This window comes from Halorarum sp. SLYT50, from assembly GCF_059821265.1.
Window position 1 is genome coordinate 1,948,468 of record NZ_CM187555.1, and the last position, 20,015, is coordinate 1,968,482.

The 20,015-nt window shown below is 72.1% G+C and carries 23 protein-coding genes, 1 tRNA gene and 2 pseudogenes; 13 read left to right on the forward strand and 13 right to left on the reverse strand.

Features of this window, described 5'->3' with window-relative positions:
* Positions 1-5: 5 nt before the first annotated feature.
* Positions 6-791, reverse strand: a complete 786-nt coding sequence (locus AC6RUA_RS10205; protein ID WP_499812910.1) for a CpaE/TadZ family protein — start codon at positions 789-791, stop codon at positions 6-8.
* A 173-nt stretch (positions 792-964) separates the two neighbouring features.
* Between AC6RUA_RS10205 and AC6RUA_RS10210 the strand changes: the two genes are divergently transcribed.
* Positions 965-1,336 carry a hypothetical protein gene (locus AC6RUA_RS10210; protein WP_499812911.1) on the forward strand — a complete coding sequence of 124 codons (372 nt, stop codon included), beginning with the start codon at positions 965-967 and terminating at the stop codon, positions 1,334-1,336.
* Between the two features lie 78 nt (positions 1,337-1,414).
* Here the strand turns inward: AC6RUA_RS10210 and AC6RUA_RS10215 are convergent, their stop codons facing one another.
* From AC6RUA_RS10215 to AC6RUA_RS10225, 3 genes are all read right to left on the reverse strand, one after another.
* The gene (locus tag AC6RUA_RS10215) at positions 1,415-1,846 is read right to left on the reverse strand and encodes an HIT family protein (RefSeq protein ID WP_499812912.1); all 432 of its coding nucleotides are present in this window, start codon (positions 1,844-1,846) and stop codon (positions 1,415-1,417) included.
* A 71-nt stretch (positions 1,847-1,917) separates the two neighbouring features.
* Positions 1,918-2,547: a uracil-DNA glycosylase gene (locus tag AC6RUA_RS10220; protein WP_499812913.1), complete on the reverse strand. Its 630-nt coding sequence runs from the start codon at positions 2,545-2,547 to the stop codon at positions 1,918-1,920.
* A complete protein-coding gene (locus AC6RUA_RS10225; protein ID WP_499812914.1) occupies positions 2,544-2,774 on the reverse strand; it encodes a DUF7860 family protein in 231 nt (76 codons plus the stop codon). Before AC6RUA_RS10225 ends, AC6RUA_RS10220 begins: the two co-directional genes overlap by 4 nt.
* An 82-nt stretch (positions 2,775-2,856) precedes the next feature.
* On the opposite strand from AC6RUA_RS10225, the gene AC6RUA_RS10230 reads away from it, so the two are divergent.
* Entirely contained in the window at positions 2,857-3,117 is a 261-nt protein-coding gene (locus tag AC6RUA_RS10230; protein WP_499812915.1) for a DUF8151 family protein, read from the forward strand.
* A gap of 30 nt (positions 3,118-3,147) precedes the next feature.
* Here the strand turns inward: AC6RUA_RS10230 and AC6RUA_RS10235 are convergent, their stop codons facing one another.
* The 3 genes from AC6RUA_RS10235 to AC6RUA_RS10245 form a co-directional block, all read right to left on the reverse strand.
* Positions 3,148-3,537: a hypothetical protein gene (locus AC6RUA_RS10235; RefSeq protein ID WP_499812916.1), complete on the reverse strand. Its 390-nt coding sequence runs from the start codon at positions 3,535-3,537 to the stop codon at positions 3,148-3,150.
* Between the two features lie 112 nt (positions 3,538-3,649).
* The gene (gene prs / locus AC6RUA_RS10240; RefSeq protein ID WP_499812917.1) at positions 3,650-4,507 is read right to left on the reverse strand and encodes a ribose-phosphate diphosphokinase; all 858 of its coding nucleotides are present in this window, start codon (positions 4,505-4,507) and stop codon (positions 3,650-3,652) included.
* A 36-nt stretch (positions 4,508-4,543) separates the two neighbouring features.
* A complete protein-coding gene (locus AC6RUA_RS10245) occupies positions 4,544-5,425 on the reverse strand; it encodes an HVO_0234 family beta-propeller protein (protein ID WP_499812918.1) in 882 nt (293 codons plus the stop codon).
* Between the two features lie 159 nt (positions 5,426-5,584).
* Between AC6RUA_RS10245 and AC6RUA_RS10250 the strand changes: the two genes are divergently transcribed.
* On the forward strand, positions 5,585-5,851 hold the full coding sequence (locus AC6RUA_RS10250; RefSeq protein ID WP_499812919.1) for an HAH_0734 family protein: 267 nt from the start codon (positions 5,585-5,587) through the stop codon (positions 5,849-5,851).
* A 102-nt stretch (positions 5,852-5,953) separates the two neighbouring features.
* On the opposite strand, the pseudogene AC6RUA_RS10255 reads toward AC6RUA_RS10250, so the two are convergent.
* Positions 5,954-8,272 (reverse strand): annotated as a pseudogene (locus AC6RUA_RS10255) (DUF2298 domain-containing protein).
* A gap of 151 nt (positions 8,273-8,423) precedes the next feature.
* Between AC6RUA_RS10255 and AC6RUA_RS10260 the strand changes: the two are divergent.
* From AC6RUA_RS10260 to AC6RUA_RS10280, 5 genes and pseudogenes are all read left to right on the forward strand, one after another.
* The gene (locus tag AC6RUA_RS10260; protein ID WP_499812920.1) at positions 8,424-9,227 is read left to right on the forward strand and encodes a glycosyltransferase; all 804 of its coding nucleotides are present in this window, start codon (positions 8,424-8,426) and stop codon (positions 9,225-9,227) included.
* Positions 9,227-9,745: a GtrA family protein gene (locus AC6RUA_RS10265; protein WP_499812921.1), complete on the forward strand. Its 519-nt coding sequence runs from the start codon at positions 9,227-9,229 to the stop codon at positions 9,743-9,745. Before AC6RUA_RS10260 ends, AC6RUA_RS10265 begins: the two co-directional genes overlap by 1 nt.
* An 83-nt stretch (positions 9,746-9,828) precedes the next feature.
* Positions 9,829-9,903, forward strand: a tRNA-Met gene (locus tag AC6RUA_RS10270).
* 137 nt (positions 9,904-10,040) lie between these two features.
* A pseudogene (locus AC6RUA_RS10275) lies at positions 10,041-10,697 on the forward strand (MFS transporter); the annotation flags it as partial.
* 115 nt (positions 10,698-10,812) lie between these two features.
* The gene (locus tag AC6RUA_RS10280) at positions 10,813-11,226 is read left to right on the forward strand and encodes an MFS transporter (protein ID WP_499812922.1); all 414 of its coding nucleotides are present in this window, start codon (positions 10,813-10,815) and stop codon (positions 11,224-11,226) included.
* A gap of 32 nt (positions 11,227-11,258) precedes the next feature.
* Here AC6RUA_RS10280 and AC6RUA_RS10285 read toward each other — a convergent pair whose 3' ends face one another.
* The 4 genes from AC6RUA_RS10285 to AC6RUA_RS10300 all read right to left on the reverse strand — a co-directional run bounded on the left by AC6RUA_RS10285 (position 11,259) and on the right by AC6RUA_RS10300 (position 14,553).
* Entirely contained in the window at positions 11,259-11,681 is a 423-nt protein-coding gene (locus AC6RUA_RS10285; RefSeq protein WP_499812923.1) for a Rieske (2Fe-2S) protein, read from the reverse strand.
* A 35-nt stretch (positions 11,682-11,716) separates the two neighbouring features.
* Positions 11,717-12,694 (reverse strand): aminotransferase class IV, encoded by a 978-nt coding sequence (locus AC6RUA_RS10290; protein WP_499812924.1) that lies wholly within the window; start codon positions 12,692-12,694, stop codon positions 11,717-11,719.
* Between the two features lie 155 nt (positions 12,695-12,849).
* Positions 12,850-13,647, reverse strand: a complete 798-nt coding sequence (locus tag AC6RUA_RS10295) for a helix-hairpin-helix domain-containing protein (RefSeq protein WP_499812925.1) — start codon at positions 13,645-13,647, stop codon at positions 12,850-12,852.
* Between the two features lie 57 nt (positions 13,648-13,704).
* On the reverse strand, positions 13,705-14,553 hold the full coding sequence (locus AC6RUA_RS10300) for a shikimate dehydrogenase (protein WP_499812926.1): 849 nt from the start codon (positions 14,551-14,553) through the stop codon (positions 13,705-13,707).
* A 240-nt stretch (positions 14,554-14,793) separates the two neighbouring features.
* Here AC6RUA_RS10300 and AC6RUA_RS10305 point away from each other — a divergent pair, with 240 nt between their 5' ends.
* From AC6RUA_RS10305 to AC6RUA_RS10325, 5 genes are all read left to right on the forward strand, one after another.
* Positions 14,794-16,116, forward strand: a complete 1,323-nt coding sequence (locus AC6RUA_RS10305) for a calcium:cation antiporter family protein (protein ID WP_499812927.1) — start codon at positions 14,794-14,796, stop codon at positions 16,114-16,116.
* A gap of 72 nt (positions 16,117-16,188) precedes the next feature.
* Positions 16,189-17,541 (forward strand): D-aminoacyl-tRNA deacylase, encoded by a 1,353-nt coding sequence (locus AC6RUA_RS10310; protein ID WP_499812928.1) that lies wholly within the window; start codon positions 16,189-16,191, stop codon positions 17,539-17,541.
* Between the two features lie 91 nt (positions 17,542-17,632).
* On the forward strand, positions 17,633-18,808 hold the full coding sequence (ftsZ, locus tag AC6RUA_RS10315; protein ID WP_499812929.1) for a cell division protein FtsZ: 1,176 nt from the start codon (positions 17,633-17,635) through the stop codon (positions 18,806-18,808).
* Positions 18,809-18,953: 145 nt separating this feature from the next.
* Complete coding sequence (locus AC6RUA_RS10320) at positions 18,954-19,127, forward strand: protein translocase SEC61 complex subunit gamma (RefSeq protein WP_499812930.1); 174 nt, start codon at positions 18,954-18,956, stop codon at positions 19,125-19,127.
* Positions 19,128-19,583: a transcription elongation factor Spt5 gene (locus tag AC6RUA_RS10325; RefSeq protein WP_499812931.1), complete on the forward strand. Its 456-nt coding sequence runs from the start codon at positions 19,128-19,130 to the stop codon at positions 19,581-19,583.
* A 46-nt stretch (positions 19,584-19,629) separates the two neighbouring features.
* Here the strand turns inward: AC6RUA_RS10325 and AC6RUA_RS10330 are convergent, their stop codons facing one another.
* Positions 19,630-19,926 (reverse strand): DUF7565 family protein, encoded by a 297-nt coding sequence (locus AC6RUA_RS10330; RefSeq protein ID WP_499812932.1) that lies wholly within the window; start codon positions 19,924-19,926, stop codon positions 19,630-19,632.
* Between the last annotated feature and the right edge of the window lie 89 nt (positions 19,927-20,015).

Consider the following 20,015-nt stretch of genomic DNA (forward strand, 5'->3'; position numbering starts at 1 on the left):
GTCGCTCAGCGGAGGCCGAGGACGCCCGAGCGGACGCGTTCGAGGACGCCGGCGTTCGCGAACTCGACGTCGAGTTGCTCGTCGACGAGCGTCTCGGCCGCGGCGACGACGCCCGCCGCGGCGGCGTCGGCGTCGAGTGCGACCGGCGCCGCGACCGACTCGTCCGAGCGGTCCGGGTTGGCGGCGTAGCTCGGGCGGTCGGCGAGGTCCGGCACGGCCGCGTCCGCCGCGTCGAGATCGCCGCCGACCGTCAGGGTCGCGTCCGCTGGCGCACCGACGTCCGCCAGCCGGTCGGCCGCTCGGCGGCGGGCGTCGGCTCCTCGCGCGTCTCCCGGTGCGACGAGCGTCACCCGTTCGGCGGCGGTGACGGCGGCGACGGCCTGGTTGGCGGCGACCGGCGGCACGTCGAGCAGCACGTGGTCGACCGACTCCGCGGCCGCCGCGACGCGGTCCTCGAACGCACGCGCCGCGTCCGCGGTCTTCGCGCGGGCGAGACGCTCGAACGGCGCGTGCGCCGGCGCGAGTGCGACCCGGCCGGGGGCGTCGAGCGGGAGGTCGTACAGCCCCGTCGACAGCGGGCGGTCGGGGGCGAGACAGAGCGCGGTCACGTCGGGGTCGACGCGGCCGTCGACGAACCGCGCGAGCCCCTGCGTGGCGTACGCGGCGTCGAGCACCGCGACGTCGCGTCCGGCGCGCGCGAGCGCCGCCGCGCACTCGACGGCCGTCCGTGTGGTGCCGACGCCGCCGGCGACGCCGACGAGCGCGGCCGTTCGCGTTCGCGTCCGTGTCATACACGCGGTGCGCGCCTCGGTTCGGATAAGGGGTCGGCTCCGATTCTCAGATGCGTCAGCCGCGGCGTCGTCGCTCTCGCCGCGCCCACGCCGGTGTGCTGCTGGCTCGCTCGTGTCAACGCTTGCATATGCAAGCGACATTCGAATGCCGTCACGTCGCCCTCCGTCGTCTCATGCTGCAAACAACTGTGACGCTTGTGGACTCGATCATCGTGTTCGTGGCCAGTCTGCTCGTCGGAGCGTTCGGCATCTACGTCGGCGCGAGGGTCATCGCCGGCGTCGAGGACTACACGTACGCCATCGTGACGGCGCTCGTCGGGTCGCTCGTCTACGCCGTGGTCGTGTTCCTCGTCCCCTTCGGGTGGCTCGGGCTGGTGCTGGCGCTCGTCGCCTACCTCGCGGTCATCAACTGGCGGTACCCCGGCGGCTGGGGCGACGCCGTCGCCATCACGCTCGTCGCGTGGCTCGCGGTGGTCGTCGTCGCGTGGATTCTCGGCGCGCTGGGCATCGTCACCCCGGAGGCGACCGGGATTCCGTTCGTCTGAGGAGCGCGTCGCTCGGGCGGTGACTGGCCGCTGACCGCCCCTCGATACGATACCGTCTCGCGCTCGGGTGAGAGCCCGCTACTGCCCGGACGACCCGGAGATGTCCGCCGCGATGTCGTCCAGTTCCTCGTCCGAGAGGTCGGGGCGGGACCCGGCCGCGACGTGGATGGGACCGCCGCCGTCGTCGTCGAACCGCGGGATGACGTGCGCGTGGACGTGAGGCACCTCCTGTCCGGCCGCGGAACCGTCGTTCAGGCCGACCGTCGCGCCGTCGGCGTCCACCGCCGCCTCGACGCGCGGCACGAGGTCGGACAGCAGGTCGAAGACGGCCCGCGACTCCTCGCCGCTCAGGTCCGCGAGGCGCTCGCGGTGCGCGCGCGGCACGACGAGCGTGTGGCCCGGCGCCATCGGATTCGCGTCGAGGAACGCGACGGCGTCCTCCGACTCGCCGACGATTCGGCCGGGGATGTCGCCGGAGACGATGCGACAGAAGATGCAGTCCTCGCTCATGCTCCGACCATCTCCGCGAGTCCGCTTGAATCTGGGGGCGACGGGTGGGTTCGCCCGAACCGCACGGACGGTCAGGGCAGGTGCTCCGCGATGCGCTCGCGGTACTCGTCCTCGCTCAGGTCGAGGCGCGAGAGCCACACGTCCTGGTAGCTCGGGTGGAGAATCGGCAGCAGGGTGACGCCGAGCGCCGGACAGTCGACCGGTTCACAGACGGAGTCGACGAACCCCTCGAGGCTCCGGCCCTCGAACGCGAGCAGCGTCTCCGTCGCGTGCTTCCCGGTGGCCACGACGACGGCGGGGTCGACGGCGTCGAGTTCGGCTTCGAGGTGGGTGCGGCAGTTCGACAGTTCGGCGGCCGTCGGCTTGCGGTTGCTCCCGTCGTCGCCCTCGGGGAAGCACTTCACCGCGTTCGTGTAGAAGGCGTCGTCGGCGTACCCGAGCGCGGCCATCAGCCGGCGGACGCGCCGGCCGGAGTGGCGAGAGGTGTACGCACGGCCCGTGTGGTTGCCGCCCTTCCAGACCGGCGCGTCCGGGTCGCCCGCGCCCGGCGCCTCCCCGACCACGACCACGCTCGCGTCGCGCGGGCCGTTCCCCCACGAGATACGCGTCCGCGATTCGACGAGCGCGGGACAGCGGCGGCAGCCCGGTCGGAGGACGAGGCGGTCGTCCGCGGACGGGTGCCGCGGGTCGTCGCGGTTCACTCCGTGAGCGGCATGACGACGCCGAAGACGAACACGGAGACCGGAATCCCGAGTATCGCGAGGTACTCCACGTCGGTCAGGAGCGTCCGCTCCCACCCCGGCAGGGTCACCCCGACTGCGCTCGCGGCGAACTGCGCCGCGAGCGCGAGTCCGAACGCGAGCAGGCTGACGAGTACGCCTCCCTTCGTGAGCCGAGCGTAGTCAACGTTCCCGTATCGACCTGTCATGGTCGGTGTCGGCCGTTCCACCCAGAAGACGGTTTCGTTGCGAGGCGAAAGGTTGACGACCACCCACCCGCTCCGCTGGCGTATGCGAGAGGGTACCTTCGACGCGGTGTGGGCGGCGTTCGAGTGGTTGGTCGTGGCTGTCGGAAGCGTCGCGTTCACCGGCGCGGGCATCCGAGTCGAGGAGGTGGGGCGAACCGCGCTCGCGGCCGCGAACTTCCAGCACGCCGCGGTCGACTTCCTGCTCGCGGCGATTCTGCTCGTGTTCGGCGTCTACCTCTTCGGCTACCGACAGCTACTCCCGCGGACGCTCGCGCTGGTCGCGCGGGACGCCGACGCGAACTGAGGCCCCGATAGTCCGGGAGTACCCACCGGCTCACAGCGTGTCGTCGACTCGCTCGGTCGTCGTCGCGCTCACGACGTACGTCGCCTCGTACGGCCGCCCGTCGGCGATGCCGGTCGGTCTCCCGGTCCCGTCGTCCCCGAACGTGTAGTAGAACCCGACGGAGACGACCACCTCGAACCCGTCGGCCGTCTCGTTCACGGAGACGACGCCCGCGCCGACGACGATCTCCTTCACCTCCTCGGTCTCGCCGTCGAGAATCGCGTTGTGCCGGTACACCTCCTCGTACTGCGCGACGTAGACCCCGACCGTGTCGGCGGTCAGCGGGTCCGGCCGGTCGGGGTACTCGCGGGGCGTCGGCCCGGCGCTCCCCGGGGCGACGCATCCCGCAGTGGCCAGCAGGACGACGAGTGCGAGGGCCATCCAAGCCCGACGATTCATGTGGGGCGTACGGACGGACGACGCAAGTAGTTAGTTACGTGACGAGATTCGCCGTCGTCCGTCCCCGCCGCCTCTCCCCCTCGGCCGCCCGCGCTCAGAGCGCGTCAGCGACGACGGGCGCGACGGAGACGGCGCTCTCGGTCCGCTCGACGGTGTCGGTCGTCACGACGGACTCGACGCCCGCGGCGGCGAGCCTCGTCCGGGCGTTGCCCGCGAGCACGCCGTGGACGCAGGCTGCGAGCACGCGTCCGCAGTCGCGCTCGCGGAGCGTGGCGACGGCCTCGCTCATCGTCGACCCGGTGGCGACGATGTCGTCCACGAGGACGACGTCGCGGCCCGTCACGTCGGCGTCGCTGGGTTCGACCGACACCGCGCCCGTCCGGCGGTCGCGTTCCTTCTCGAAGAAGTCGGTCGCGCCGCGACCGTAGGCGTCGCGCACGCTCGTCGCGAGCGACTCGGCGCTCGCGTCCGGTGCGAGGAACAGCGGCTCGGAGAGGTCGTCCGGCAGCGGCGCGGCGAGGCGAGCGGCGGCGTCGAGCACGGCCGTCTCGCAGTCGAAGAAGTCGGTCACGCTCCGCTCGTGGGGCGTCACGAGCACGACCCGGTCGGTCCCGGTCGAGACGGCGCGGGCCACCGCGCGCGCCGACACCGGCTCCCCGGGTCCGAACGCGCTGTCCTGCCGGGCGTACCCCATGTACGGGAGGACGGTCGTCACGCGCTCGACGCCGGCCTCGAGGCAGGCGTCCTGTAGCTGGAGGAGTTCCACGAGCGCGTCGTTCGACGGCGTCCCGGCGACGACGACGGCCTCCTCGACCCCCGTCTCGAGGTCGGGGACCGAGGCGCACTCCTCACCGTCGGGGAACCAGCGGTACTCCGGCGTCGCGAGCGGGAGCCCCGTCTCGGCGGCGAGCGCGGCCGCGAGCGACTGCGAGGCGGAGCCGGGCACGAGCATACGCGAGGGTATCCGCCCCCGGATACAAACCGATTCCTACTCGGGCGAACCCGGCGCGTCCTCGTCCGCCGACACGTCCGCCCCGGTCGGCACCGCGAGGGCGGCCACGTCCGGCACGCCGAGGCTCCGCCCGCGCCACTCGCCGTCGTGGTTCACGCGTACGGCTCCCCCGTCAGTGACGGCGACGCGCAGGTCGCCCGCGACGGCGACGTCGACCACGTCCGGTTCGTCGTGCCGCTCCCACTCCACGTCCGTCGCGGCGGTGCGTTCGTACACCGCGTCGGCCGTCGCGGCGAGCGCTCGCTCGCCGTCGGCGTCGGTCGCCACCGCGCGGAACGCACCCTCGACGTCGCGCATCCAGCCGTTCCCGAGCGTGTACAGCGCCTCGCTCGTGACCGCCAGCGGGACGCCGCGGGCCGCGACGTCGCGGGCGTCGTCCAGTCCCGCGTACTCCAGCGCGTCGCCGACCGCGCGGTGGACGCCGTCCGCCGCCGCGACGAGCGGGCCGTCCATCCGGCGGGGGTCGTCGACGGCCCCGAGCGGGGTCCACTCGTGCTCGCCGCCGCCTGCGCCGTCGTCGGTCGTTCCCGTCCCGTCGGGCGCGAGCCGCGAGACGGTGCCGTCGGGCGCGGCCGCGAGCACGTCCGTCCCGCCGTCGGCCTCGCGGAGGGCGACGGCGACCGCCGGGCCGTGGCCGGTCGGTTCGTACTCGCCGACGAGCACGTCCTCGTCGGTGGCCACCGCGAGCGCGCGTGCGCTCGCCCCGACGTCGCGGGCGGTACAGCGGTGTTCGACGCCGAACTCGCCCACGAGGTCGCCCGAGACGGAGACGCCGACGACGCCGAGCGAACTGGCGACGAGCACGCGGGTCCGGTCGTCCTGCTCGGTGAACACGCGCTTCTCGGCGAGGGTGGACATCGCGTGGCCGTGGGCGGGCGCGCCGCATAAGCGGTGCGGGTCTGCGGTGTGGGTCTCCCGTTCGCCTCCGCCCTCGTCCGGGGACCGGCGGTCCGGACCTATCGGCCCCCGCCGAACCCCATCGAAACCCTTAGTGTCGGACGCGGGGTAGCCGGGCGCATGCAGAAGCTCATCGTCCACGGTGACCCCGGCATCCGGCGGGACGCGGTCATCAACTACGACGGCGAGGAGTACGTGGTGTTCGCCATCGACCGGCAGGGCGACTACCACGGCCCCGACGAGCCGCAGCTCTGGTGTACCATCGGCACCGAGGACGAGCGGGACGCGTTCGACAAGCGCCAGTACGTCCCCCACTGGCTCGACGTCGAGACCATCGACGGCGAGGCGCTCGACGTGGTGAAGGCGAAGGGCGACCTCTCCGTCTGAGACCCCCGGCCGACTTCGCTCCGCCCCCGGTTCGACCCGTTCGACTCTCCCAGTCTCTCCGCTTCTCCCGGTTCGCCGGCTCGCTCGGTCCACGCACCCCGCTCAGTTCTCCGGGAGTTCCGAGGGAGTCACGCGGTACAGCGTCACCTCCGGCGTCTCCACCACCGGTTCGACGCCCCGGAGGTCGCCGAACGACTGCAGGTCCGCGCCGTACCGTGCGCGTTCCGCGGGGCCGACCCAGACGTAACGCACCTCGTACTCCCTGAGCACCCCGGCCGTCTCCTCCGGGTCGGTGTACGCCGCGTCCACGTCGCGGACGCGCTCGAAGTACGCCTCCGCTCCCCGGTAGCCCACCTCGTGTTCCCACCCGGCGACGGTCGGCACGCCCGTCAGGCTGGCCGCCGGGCTGGACCACCACGAGTACATCCCCGGCTCGTGGCCGTGGCGGTTCGCGGCGTCGGGGTACGTCCCCGTCGCGGGCGCGGACAGCAGCGTCGGCTGGCCGGCGCGCCCGTCGAGGTAGTCGATGGCCCGCTCCTCGGCCGGGTGGTACGTCGCCACGAAGTCCGTGGCGTCCAGCGTCGGTTCGTCCGGGTACTCGTCCGAGAAGTGCGCCGGCAGCGCGAACGCCCCGTACGCCGCAGTGGAGACGACGAGCACGGCGACGAACGCCGACGCGGCGACGCGGCGCGCGCCGGGACTCGGCCACGCCGTCCGCCGGGGTCGCCGGAGGAGCGCGGCGAGCGCCGGCCCCGTCGCGGCGGCCCACAGCGGCCACACCTGCGCGTACGTCTTGAACACCGTGTTCATCCGGCCCGGCCCCGCCTGCTCGTTCAGGTACACCAGTTCCACGAGCAGCACCAGCCCCGTCCCGGCGACGACGAGCGCCGCCTCGAACCCCGCCCGCTCGGTCCGCGCGGCGACCCAGCCGCCGACGAGCAGCGGTGCGGCCACCGCGAGGATGGGCAGACCCACGAGGACGGCGGCGACGGCGACGGCGACCACGACGCCGGCCAGTTCGAGCGGACTCCCGCTCTCCCCCCGGAGTCGGCCGAACAGGTACGCGCCGAGGGCGGCGACGAACGCGCCGTGGACCAGCAGCAGGTTCCCGAGCGAGGAGCGCATCTCCGGCGTCACGAGCGCCGGCACCCGGGAACTCCCGCCCCCGGTGGCGGCGCCGAGCAGGAACGGCGACCCGACGAGGACGGCGAGGACGCCCGACGGCGACGAGCGCGAGCGCGACGACCGGCCGGGCGAGTTCGGCGCGCGGCCGCCCGGCGACGGCACGCTCGACCGGGACGCGGAGCGTCGCCGGGAGGAGCGTCCGCGGCGGCGTCGGCGCGAGCGCGAGGCCGAGCCACACGACCCCGAACACCGACGGGAAGCTCCACGTGTTCACGACCGCCTGGAACCCGCCGACGACGGGGACCACCCCGAACAGCAGCAGGCGTCGGCGCCGGGTCTCGTCGGGGCCGGCGCGGAACAGCGCGAACGCGAGCGCGGCCGCGAGGAGGAGGAACGGCGTGTCGAGCATGTGCGCGTGCAGGTCGCCGTTGAGCCACGCGAACAGCGGGAACTCGTTTATCGTGCCGGGGATGACGCGGCTCGCCGTCCAGTAGGAGAACGCGCCGCCGACGTACTCGGCGGGGTCGAACCCCAGCGTGCTGCCGACGGCCGCGCGGAGTCCCTCGGGAAGCGCGCCGAGGACGACGCGGGTCGCGGTGTAGAGGTTGGCGGCGAACCCGACGAAGAACGCGCCGAGCAGCCCCGCGCGGCGGCGCGACAGGCCGCGCGCCGCCGCGACGGCGCCCGAGAGGTCGAAGACGGCGGTCACGAGCGCGGCGTAGAAGCCGGCCAGCGCGAGGTTGTACGCGAACCGGGCGGGCGTCCCGGTGAACGTCGCGAGCAGCGCCGTGAGCAGGTGCCCGCCGTAGTAGTAGCGCACCGGCTCGTTCGCGAACCACATGTCCTCGGGAGCGAGCACCCCGCCGCGCAGCAGCGACTTGAGCAGGCCGAAGTCGAGGAACTTCTCTCCGCCGCCGGCGTGGACCGCCGGGTCGGTCGCCCGGACCGCGAGCAGGAGGGCGAACGCGGCGAGGAACACGACGCCGGCGTCGACCGCGGCCGCACGGTTCACGGCGGCGCTCACACGCGGGTCGAACTCGACCGACCCCTCGCGGAGGGCGTCGCGGTCGAACGCCGCGAGCGCCGCGAGGACGGCGAGGACGACCAGCCGGCCGCGGACCCCGAACGCGACGCGGCCGACCCAAGCCGACGACCCCGAGACGAGCAGCGCGAGCGGGAGCGCGAACCCGACCCCCCGGTCTCGAAGCGGGGGAACAGCCGCGCCGCCAGTGGGAGGCCGAGTGACGAGAGCGCCAGGAAGGCGAGGAGCCACACGGCGACGAGCCCGTATTCCATCGACAGTGAGAGGTGCCCGCCCGGGTAAGTCCCTTTTGGGATGCACCCGCCGTGGCCGGCCGCTCGCCCGACAGCGCCGCCGGCCCGGTTCGTACCGCGGGAGCGGTCGGTTTCGGACGCTTTTTCACCCGTCCCCCGCCTATCGGTGTGCATGTCGCCGACCGTCGGGGTCGTGGTTCCCGCGTACAGACCCCGACCGGACCGTCTCGCAGGCTTCCTCCGCGACCTGCGAGCGACGCTCGACCCGGACGAACTCCGGGTCGAACTCGACGCCCCTCCGTCGACGGACCCGCCCGTGCTCGACCTCCCGCCGGACGTCGACTGCCGGGTGGTCCGGCGCCGCCGCGGCAAAGGCGCGGCGGTCTCGGCCGGGTTCGAGGAACTCTCGACGGACGTCCTCGCGTTCGTCGACGCCGACGGCGCGACCCCGGCCGACTCGTTCGCCGACGTGGTCGCGCGGGTGCGCGCCGGCGACGCCGACATCGGCGTCGGCTCGCGCCGCCACCCGGCGGCCGACGTGCGCTCACACCAGACGTTCGCGCGCCGGTTCCTCGGGGACGGCTTCGCGTGGGTCGCGCGCCGCCTCTTGGACGCGAAACTGTACGACTACCAGTGCGGGGCGAAAGCGCTCACCGCCGAGGCGTGGGAGTCCGTCCGCGACCACCTGTACGAACCGGGTTTCGCGTGGGACATCGAACTGCTGGCCGTCGCGGCTGCGATGGAGTACCGGCTCCTGGAGGTGCCGGTGACGTGGGAGGACCAGCCCGGCTCAACGGTCTCCCCCGTGGACGACACGCTCGACATGGGGCGGGGGCTGCTCGTCGCGCGCCACCGCGCCCGCCTCATCCGGAACGACCGACTCCACCGTCTCCTCGACCGGACCGACGCCCCGACGCTCGTCGAGCGCGAGTCCGCCTCTCGCGACCCCGAGTCGGAGGCGGGTAACGGCGTCTGATGAGCGGCCGCGCCGACGACACCGGACGCGGCGACGGACCCGACACCCCACGCGCTGACGGGGACACCGACGGGGCGGGCGCCGCGCTCGGAGAACTCGCCTCCGCCGCCCGATTCGGACAGTTCGTCTCCGTCGGAGTCGTCGGGTTCTGCTTCGACGTGACGACGTCGACGGCCCTGCGCGAACTCGGCGTGTTCCCCGAACTCGCGGTGCTCGTCGGCATCGAGGTGGCGGTGGTCGTGATGTTCCTGCTCAACGACCGCTACACCTTCTCCGAGGAGGGGACGACCGACCTCGGGGCCACGCTGCGCCGCCTCGCCCGCTCGAACGTCGTGCGCCTCGGGGGAATCGTCGTCCAGTTGACCACGTTCTCGCTGCTGTACCGCGGGCTCGCGCTCCCGCTCACGGTCGCCGGCATCGACGGCTGGTTCGTCGTCTCCAAGGCCACCGGTATCGGCGTCGGCATGTTCGTGAACTACGTCGCGGAGAGCCTGTTCACCTGGCGCGTCCTCGAGTGACCGGTCGGACGTGTGGGTGAGAGTCGCATACGGCGGGCACCTAAAACACAACCCTTACGTGCCGCGGCGGTCTTCGTTTCGATAGCGGGATGGGATAGCCAGGAGATTCCGCCGGGCTCATAACCCGGAGATCGGTAGTTCAAATCTACCTCCCGCTATGTTCTCTCGGAGCGCCCGAGTCGTCGAGTCCCGGAGGTGCGTTTAACACGTTCTCTCACGAACAGGTGCGCGAGCGGCGTTCCCGACGGTGCGCCGGGGACGACCGACCCGGCTCGTTCGCTCGGCAGGTGCCCCGATGACGACAGACGACGCGTCCGAAGACCGCTCGATTCCGTGGCGCTCCCGGACCCTCCAGGTCGTCCTCCTGAGCACGGTACTGGCGCCGTTTAGCGTGGCGTTCATCAGTCCCGGGCTCCCGGTCTTCCGGAACGCGTTCGGACTCACCGACGCGGAGGCGAGCCTCCTCCTCTCGGCGGTGCTGGTACCGGGCGTCTTCCTCTCGCCCGCCGTGGGGCTCCTCGCAGACCGCGTGGGCCGGCGACGGGTGCTCGTCTCCAGCCTCCTCGTCTGGAGCCTCGCGGGAAGCGCCATCGCGCTCCGCCCGCCGTTCTCGCTCGTCCTCGCGCTCAGGTTCGTGCAGGGGGCGGCGCTGGCCGGTATCGGCGTCACCACGATAACGCTCATCGGCGACGTCTTCGAGGACGTCCAGCGAAACGCGGTCCTCGGGGTCAACACGGCGGCGCTCTCGGCCGGGGCGGCCGTCTACCCGCTCGCCGGGGGCGCGCTCGTCGCCCTGTCGTGGAACGCGCCGTTCGCCACCTACCTCCTCGGTGTGCCGGTCGCGCTGTTCGCGTTCCGCGTCCTCGAGGAACCCCTCGGGGAGCGCGAGACCGGGAGTCTCACGTACCTCAGGCGGGTGGTGTCCGCGCTCTCCGCTCGGGAAGCGACGATGCTGTACGGCTCGGCGTTCGTCGTCGACCTCCTGCTGTTCGGAGCGGTGTTCACCGCGCTCCCCCTTCCTGCTGACGGCGACGTACGGCCTGCCGCCCGTCCTCGTCGGCCTCGTGGTGACGACCGGGGAGGTGGGGTCGATCGTCGCCGCCACGCAGAACGCGCGTCTCGCCCGGTACCGCTCGGATTACACCATCATCGCGGTCGGGTTCGGGGCCATCGCCGTCGGACTCGTGGGCGCGTGGCTCGCGGACACCCCGCTCCTCATCGCCGTCGCGACGCTCGGGTTCGGCGCGGGCTGGGGGCTGACGCTCCCGTCGATAGACGCCGGCGTCAGCGACATCGTCCCGACGCGGTTTCGCGCCGGCGCGTTGAGCCTCCGCGGGAGCGCGACGTTCCTCGGTCGGGCGGCCGGTCCGGTCCTCTTCGCGACCCTCGGCACCCTGAGCGGGTACCGGGCCCCTCTGCTCGCGGCGGGGGTGTGCGCGCTCGCGTTCGGCGCGGTCGTTCTGGCGCTGGGGAGGCGCTGACGGGCACGACCCGCGTCTCGCTCGGGTGTCGGCTACGACCCCGTGAAGTCGATACGGCTCCCCCCTCCGGGCTCGTCCGCCCCGCTCTCGCCCGCGTGTTCGAACGCGTAGTCGTCGTCCGTGAGATACACCGCCCCGTCGACGGTCTCCACGGCGACGTCCTCCAGCACCGACCCCTCGCAGGGGCCGAAGTCACAGAGCCCGGAGTCGAGTTGGAACGTCGCGCCGTGTCTCTGACACACCACCTCGCCGTTGCGAACCAGCGCGCCGCTCCCCTTGTCGAGGCGGACGTCCGTCCAGTGTTGACAGTAGTTCCGGAACGCCGCGACCGTCCCGTCGTCGAGTCGCGTCAGGAACGCCTCGCCCAGCGCTCCCGACTCGTCGCGGACGGTGAACAGCAGCGTGGAGTCGTCGGGGACCGCCTCGACTGCCGCGACGCGCGCGTCCTCGTCCATGGTTCAGTTCCCCTCCGGCGGCCAGCGGTGTACGCCTACTGGTTCGCGTCGTCGGGAGCGCCGTCGGCCGTCCCGTCGAGGCCGCCGTCCGTCGGATAACACACCCGTTCCACCCGCTCGTCGTACAGCCGCGAGAGGAGCGTCGTCACCGGTCCGCCGCCGACGTCGACGCCGTCGTACGTCCCGACCGGCCGCACCTCCTCGACGGTCGAGGTCACGAACGCCTCGTCGGCGGCGCGCACGTCTCCGGGCGCGTAGCGCCCCGTCTCGACCGGAAGCCCCTCGCTACGGGCGATTTCGAGGACGGTCGCACGGGTCGCGCCGGGGAACACCGGGCCGTCGAGCGCCGGCGTCCGGACCGCGTCGTCCGCGACGAAGAACAGGTTCGCGGCCGCACAGCCGGTCACGCCTCCCTCCGCGTCGAGCAGGACCGCCTCGTCCGCGCCCGTCACGCGCGTCTCCACCCGGGCGAGCACGGCGTCGAGGTAGCTGTGGGTCTTCGCGTCGCCGGGCACCGACCGGTCGGGGACGCGGCGCGTCTTGACGGTCTGGAGCGTCGCCGGTCCGTCCCAGACGGGGTCGCTCCCGCTCCCGCCGCGGGGGAGCGGTGCCACGGTGACGACGACCGTCGGGTCGACCTCGGACGCGGGCGGCGGCGCGACCCCCTCGCTCTCGCCGCGCGTGACGGACAGTCGGACTCGGGCGTCCGCGAGGCCGTTCGCGGCGAGCGTGTCGCGCACCCGCGCCCGGAGGTCGAGCGCCGAGAGCCCCACCTCGCCGGCCGGCATCCCCAGCGTCTCGCAGGTCTCGAACAGTCGCTCGACGTGCGCGTCCCACCGGAAGAGCGTCCCGCCGTACGCCCGGACGAGTTCGACCGCGGCGTCGCCGTACCGGAACCCCCGGTCGCGGACCGACACCGACGCCTCGGCGGCCGGGACGAGGGCGCCGTCGACGTGGTAGCGGAGCGAGGCGCCGTCCGTGTCGCCCGAGTCCGAATCCGAGCCCGTCTCCATGCTACCGCTCCGACCGGCGGGCGAAAAGCCGTTCCGCTCGCGACGCCGGGCCGAGCGGGTCCGTCGATCGACGCGTCCGGTCGGGCCGGTGGCGGTGCTCGACGGCGTGAGAAACCAGCCTCCCGCGGGGAGCGACGCGTCCGGTTACCAGCCGGTCACTCGTCGTACTCGTTCGCGCGGTCGATCCAGCGCGCCACTCGCTTCTCCGAGACGTCGATTCCCTCGGCGACCTCGGCGGCGTCGGCGTCCGCGAGGTCGGCGACGGTGTCGATGCCCATCTCGGACAGTCGCTCGGCGTACGCCGGGCCGATTCCCTTGAGTTCGTCCACCGAGACGCTCCCGCTGGACGACGCCACGCCGTCCGTGTCCTCGTCGGCCGTCCCGACCTCCTCGTCCGTGTCGACCTCGTCGGTTCCCGGTCCGGCGGCCTCGGCGGGTTCGGCGGCGTCGGTGGGCCGTTCGCTGGCCTCGTCCTCGTCGACGATGGACTCGGTCGACCCCGAGGCGTCGGTGTCGGCCGACACCGGTTCCTCCTCCTCGTCGCGGTCGGAGACGGGTTCGTCCTCGCCGCTCGTGTCGACGTCCACCTCGTCGACGTCGGTGCTGACGTCGTCGGCTCCCGGTCCGGCGGCCTCGGCGGGTTCGGCGGCGTCGGTGGGCCGTTCGCTGGCCTCGTCCTCGTCGACGATGGACTCGGTCGACCCCGAGGCGTCGGTGTCGGCCGACACCGGTTCCTCAGCCTCCGCCTCGGTTCCCTCGGTCGACGGGGTGGATTCGCCCCCGGGGGCGGCGTCGACCTCCTCGGTCTCGCCTTTCACGGCGGCCTCGCTCTCCGCGTCGGGTTCCGGGTCGCGCTCCCGCTCGACCGTCACCGACGTCTCCGCCGGCGCACGGCTCTCCTCGGACGCGCGTCCGATGCCCAGCAGGCGCTTTATCTTCCCCAATAACTCCATTCTCCCTCGAGAAAACGAAGCCGGTATTTAAAAAACCAGCGCAAGTGTCACGTTCGGTTAACCTAATTCCGCCCGAAGCGCCCGATTCATCGCCTCTCGCGGGGCGTCCTGCCCGGTCCACCGCTCGAACGCCTCGGCGCCCTGATACAGCAGCATCCACCCGCCGTCGACGGTCGTCGCGCCGGCCGCGCGCGCCTCGCGCAACAGCCGAGTGTCGAGCGGCGCGTACACCGCGTCGAGCACCGCGAGGTCCGCGTGTAACAGCGCTGCGGGGACGGGGGTCTCGTCCGTCTCCATCCCGACGCTCGTCGCGTTGACGAGCACGTCCGCTCCCGGGACGTGGTCCGCGAGGCTCCCGAGTCCGCCGGCGGTGACGTCCGACGGTCCGTCCTCCGCCTCCCCCGCCTCGCCCTCGCCGCCGAGCGACTCGCGGACGTCTGCCGCGAGTGCCGTCGCCCGCCTCTCCGTGCGGTTGGCGACGTGGAGCGCGGCGGCGCCGTCCGAGAGCGCGAACGCCGCCGCCCGGGCCGCCCCGCCGGCGCCGACGACGACGGCGCGCGCGCCGTCGAGTCCGACGCCGTGGTGCGCGAGCGCCCGTCGCACGCCCGCCACGTCGGTGTTCGTCCCCGTCGGTGGGTCGGTCGAGAAGTCGACCGTGTTGACCGCGCCGACGCGCGCGGCGACGTCGTCCGGGTCGACGGCGTCGAGTACCGCCTCCTTGAACGGCACCGTCACGTTCAACCCGGCGACGCCGAGCGCGGCCGCGCCCTCCACCGCGGCGGCTCCGTCCGTGGGTTCGAAGGTGACGTACCGCGCGTCCAGCCCGAGTTCCTCGTAGGCCGCCTCGTGCATCGGCGGCGACAGCGAGTGTCCCACCGGGTTCCCGATGAGGCCGTACACGTCCATGCCTCCGAGTGGGCGACTCCCCGCATAAACCCCGTGACGGCGACCGGAGCCGCTCGCGTCCGCGGGACTCGGCGTCCGCCTCGCGTTCCGCGGCCGTCGACCCTCTCGGTCGGGCGAGTTCGCACTCCTGGTGGGCCGGGACTGGCGACTCGCTGCTGTCTGCGTGCCCGAACCCGACGCGGAGCCACGTTCGACCCGAAGGGACAGGTGTAAGACCCCCGCGGGCGCACTGCTCGCGTAATGAGTTCACGCCTCCGCCACCCGCTCACGGCGCTGTTCGGAGGGACGCTGTTGAGCCTGCCGTGGGTGTCCGTCTGGGCGACCGGGTCGGCCGAGAGTCTCGCGACGATGCCCCGCGTCGCCGTGAGCGGCCTCGCGGTGCTCGCGGCGTCGTTCCTGCTCGCCTGGGGCGCGGAGACGGCCGAGAAGGACGTCCCCCGCGCGTTCGCCATCGCGGTGCTCGCGGTGCTGGCCGTCGCGCCCGAGTACGCCGTCGACGCGCTGTACGCGTGGCAGGCGGCCAACGACCCGAGCAGGGCGAACCTCGCCGTCGCGAACATGACGGGCGCGAACCGCATCCTCATCGGCCTCGGCTGGTCGGGCATCGCGCTGTTCTCGCTGTACCAGTCGCAGAAGGGGACCAGGGACACCAACGTCGTCGAACGGAGCGGGGCGCTCTCGAACTACGTCCAACTCGACCGGAGTATCGCGCTGGAGATTCTCTTCCTGTTCGCCGCGACGGTGTACGCGTTCTTCGTCCCGCTTAGCGGCGGCATCGGCTTCGTCGACACCATCGTCCTCGTCGGTCTGTACGTCGCCTACATCGCCATCATCGTCCGCGGCGACGTCGAGGAGGTCGAAGAGCAGGTCGGCGTCCCGGCGTACCTCCAGGCCCGCCCGCGGAACGTCCGTATCCCGATGGTCCTCCTCCTGTTCGCCTACTCGGGCTTCCTCATCTTCACCGCGGTCGAACCGTTCGCACACGGGCTGGAGAGCATCGGACTCCAGTACGGCATCCCCGAGTTCTTCATGGTGCAGTGGTTCGCGCCGCTCGCCAGCGAGAGCCCCGAACTCATCGTCACCGCGTACCTGGTGAACAAGGCGCGCTCGACCGCCGCGTTCAACGCGCTCATCTCCTCGAAGCTGAACCAGTGGACGCTGCTCATCGGGACGCTCGTCGTCGTGTACAGCATCTCGCTCGGCCGGTACGGGACGCTCCCGTTCGACACGAAGCAGGCGGCCGAGATCTGGCTCACCGCCGCCCAGAGCTTCTTCGCGCTGGCCATCCTCATCAACTTCAAGATATCCGGTCGGGAGGCGGTCGCGCTGCTCGTGCTGTTCGTCTCGCAGGTGGTCATCGAGTTCGCCCTCATCGAGATGTACCCGGAGGCGACCGCCGAGGCGTACTCCATCGTCATGCTGCACGCGTACTCGGTCGTCTACGTGCTTCTCACCGCCGGCCTGCTGTACTTCCGTCGCGACGACCTGAAGCGAGTGACCCGGATTACCGCCGACACCGTCCGCGACGCGTGGGGCGGAGCGACGAGCCAGTCGGCCGACTGACCGACGCGCCGACGCCGACTCCCTCGCCCGGAATCGACTCTTTTTCCACGCGGCGACGCGTTCGTCCGGCCAGTGCTAGCCGTCGTCGTCTCCCGCGCCGACCGGGCGTCCGAACACATCGGCGAGCGGATGCTCGCGCTCGCCGACTGGACCGCCCGCGAGGACGAACGCCGTCCCAACGAGGACGGTGGCGGAACGTACCACCGGACGACCGTCGCGGACGAGGCGGTCGAACTCCGGACGTTCGCCGACCTCCACATCCGCCTCGACGACCCGACGCCCGCGTTCTCCGCGCGTCCCGACTCGCTCGTGTTCGTCTCGCGCCACTCGGGCGACACCGGGCCGCTGCTCACCTGCCACTTCACGGGCAACTTCGGCGACGCGGAGTACGGCGGCGACGCCCGCGCGTTCGCGCCCGCCTGTCCGGGCGTCCAGCGCGCGCTCGTCGCGGGGTTCGACGACCACGCGCCCGACGGCTACGACGTCGCGGTCGAGTGCACCCACCACGGACCGACGGACGTGGCCGTCCCCTCGCTGTTCGCGGAACTCGGGAGCGACGACGCGGAGTGGGACGACCCCGCGGGGGCCGAGGCGGTGGCCCGCGCCGTCCTCGAACTCCCGGAGCGGGGGGCGACGGTCGCGGTGGAGGACCCCGACGACCCGCGCCACCTCGTCGGGTTCGGCGGGGGCCACTACGCCCCGCGGTTCGAGCGCGTCCTCCGCGAGACGGCGTGGGGCGTCGGGCACGTCGCGTCGGACTGGCAGTTGGACGAACTCGGCCACCCGGGGGAACACGCGGACACGCTGACGGCGGCGTTCGACGCGAGCGACGCCCGGTTCGCGCTGGTGGAGGGGGACCGACCGGCGCTCGAACGCGCCGTCTCCGAGCGCGGCTACCGGGTCGTGAGCGAGACGTGGGTCCGCGAGGTGGACGACCGCTCGCTCGACGCGGTGGCGGCGCTCGAATCGGACCTCCGTCCGGTCGGGGAGGGACTCCGGTTCGGCGCGGCGCGCGCGCCCGAGTACGTCGTCGTCGACCTGCCGGCGGACCTGCTCGCGGAGGCGCACGGAATCGACGCCGAGCGGGCGCGTGCGGCGGTCGCGGAGCGGACCGTCGCGTTCGAGACGCGCGAGAGCGGCACCCGCGCGGCCGGGCGCGCGGCGGTCCCGGACGCCGACGCGCGCGATACGCTCGTGGACGCACTCGCGGACCTGCTCCGCGAGAAGTACGACCGCGTCGAGCGCTGGCCGGCCGCCGTGGTCGCGCGGACCGCCGCGTTCGACCCCGAGGCGGCGGCCGCGCTGGGTGTCTCCGAGGGGCCGGCGTTCGGCGCGCTGGCGAGCGGGGAGGCCGTCGAGGTGGACGGCGAGACGGTGACGCCGGCGGACGTGCGGCGCGAGCGCGAAGTGACGTTCCCCGTCTGAGCGCGCGAGTCGGAGACGGCGCGGCGTCTGACGCGCGCAAGACGAATGGGGAACAATAATAACGTCCCGTTCGCTAAACGCGCCCATACATATGGACTCCATCGTCGAGGACGCAATCGAGGAGGCCGAGGGGGAGGGCGAGCCGCAGAACGCGAACGGGGCGTCGGCCAACGTCGGCAACTCGCAGTCGGCCGGAGGGGGAACCGGGTCCGCGCCCGCCGACTCGGGCAAGATGACCGACGAACAACTGCGGGACGTCCTCGACGACCTCCAGACCAACATCACCGTCGTCGGCTGCGGCGGCGCCGGCGGCAACACGGTCAACCGGATGTCCGAGGAGGGCATCCACGGCGCGGCGCTGGTCGCGGCCAACACCGACGTCCAGCACCTCGTCAACATCGAGGCGGACACGAAGATCCTGATGGGCCAGGAGAAGACGAAGGGCCGCGGCGCCGGGTCGCTCCCGCAGGTGGGTGAGGAGGCGGCAATCGAGTCCCAGGAGGAGATCAGCGAGTCAATCTCCGGGTCCGACATGGTGTTCGTCACCGCCGGTCTCGGCGGCGGCACCGGCACCGGGTCCGCGCCGGTCGTCGCGAAGGCCGCCCGCGACATCGGCGCGCTCACCATCGCCATCGTCACCACCCCGTTCACGGCCGAGGGGGAGGTCCGCCGAACGAACGCCGAGGCCGGCCTCGAACGCCTCCGCGACGTGGCCGACACGGTCATCGTCGTCCCCAACGACCGCCTCCTCGACGCGGTCGGCAAACTCCCCGTCAAGCAGGCGTTCAAGATATCCGACGAGGTGTTGATGCGCTCGGTGAAGGGCATCACCGAACTCATCACCAAGCCCGGTCTCGTCAACCTCGACTTCGCCGACGTCCGAACGGTGATGGAGAAGGGCGGCGTCGCCATGATCGGTCTGGGCGAGTCCGAGTCCGACACCAAGGCGCAGGAGTCGGTGCAGTCGGCGCTCCGCTCGCCGCTACTCGACGTGGACATCTCCGGCGCGAACTCCGCGCTCGTCAACGTCACCGGCGGGTCCGACATGAGCATCGAGGAGGCGGAGGGGGTCGTCGAGGAGATATACGACCGCATCGACCCCGACGCGCGCATCATCTGGGGGACCTCCATCGACGAGGACCTCGAGGGACAGATGCGGACGATGATCGTCGTCACGGGCGTCGACTCCCCGCAGATTTACGGCCGCAACGAGGCCGCACAGCAGCAGGCGGAGGAGAACCTCGAGGACATCGACTACGTCAACTGAGTCGTCGGCCGTCACCCTCGGCTCCGCTCGCTCTCTCCGTCCTCGCGCCGTCTGCCCGTTACGTCCGGCGTCCTCGCGGTCCCGTTCCCGAGCGGTGCAACGATGCAACAGATATAGAAGGAGCGACGAAGTACTCTCCGGCAATATGGACGTCAAGTACGACCTGAACAGCTACGTACGGGTGCTCAAGCTGGCGAGCACGCCCTCGTGGGGGGAGTTCTCGCAGATCTCCAAGATCGCCGGCGTCGGCATCTTCCTCGTGGGGTTCCTCGGGTTCGTCATCTTCGCCGTCATGACGGTGCTGACGGGGGGCGTGTAGATGCCCATCTACTCGGTGAAGACGACGGCCAGCCAGGAGCGGACCGTCGCCGACATGATCGCGAGCAAGGAGGAACCCTCCATCCACGCCGTGCTCGCGCCCGACCAGCTCACGAGCTACGTGATGGTCGAGGCGGACGACGACGCCGCCATCCGCCGCACGCTCGACGAGGTGCCCCACGCCCGCGGACTCGTCGAGGGGCCCGACGGGGAGGCCGGCCGCTCGTCGATGACCGAAGTCGAGCACTTCCTCTCGCCGACGCCCGACGTGGAGGGTATCGCCGAGGGGGACATCGTCGAACTCATCGCCGGCCCGTTCAAGGGCGAGAAGGCGCAGGTCCAGCGCATCGACGAGGGGAAAGACCAGGTCACCGTCGAACTGTACGAGGCGACGGTCCCGATTCCGGTGACGGTACGCGGCGACCAGATTCGCGTGCTCGACTCGGAGGAGCGGTAGTCCCTCGCGGTACGCGACCGGCGCGTTCGACCGGCCCGAGCGTCCGCTACGGGCTCCCGTCGATTCGCGCCACCACGGACTCGAGGTCCATCTCGGCCTCGATAGCCGCCTTCACCCGCTCGCGCTCGCGGATGGCGTCCGCGTCGGCGGCGTACGCGCGGACGAACTCCGCGCGGGTGTGTTGCTCGAACGCGTGCCGGATGGCGAAGTACCCCTCGGGGACGACCGTCCCGCACACCCGACACTCGTGTCGTTCGTGCTCACGGGTCTGGTGGACCACCGCGTCCTCGACCGAGTCGAACACGGCGCCACAACCGGCGATACCGCAGGCCCACGGGGACATGCTCTCGCAGACGGGTGACGCTCGCAAAAGGGTTTCCCGGGTCGGTCGCGCTCGCGTTTCCCGGAAACGCAATCCCTAACAGTTCTCCC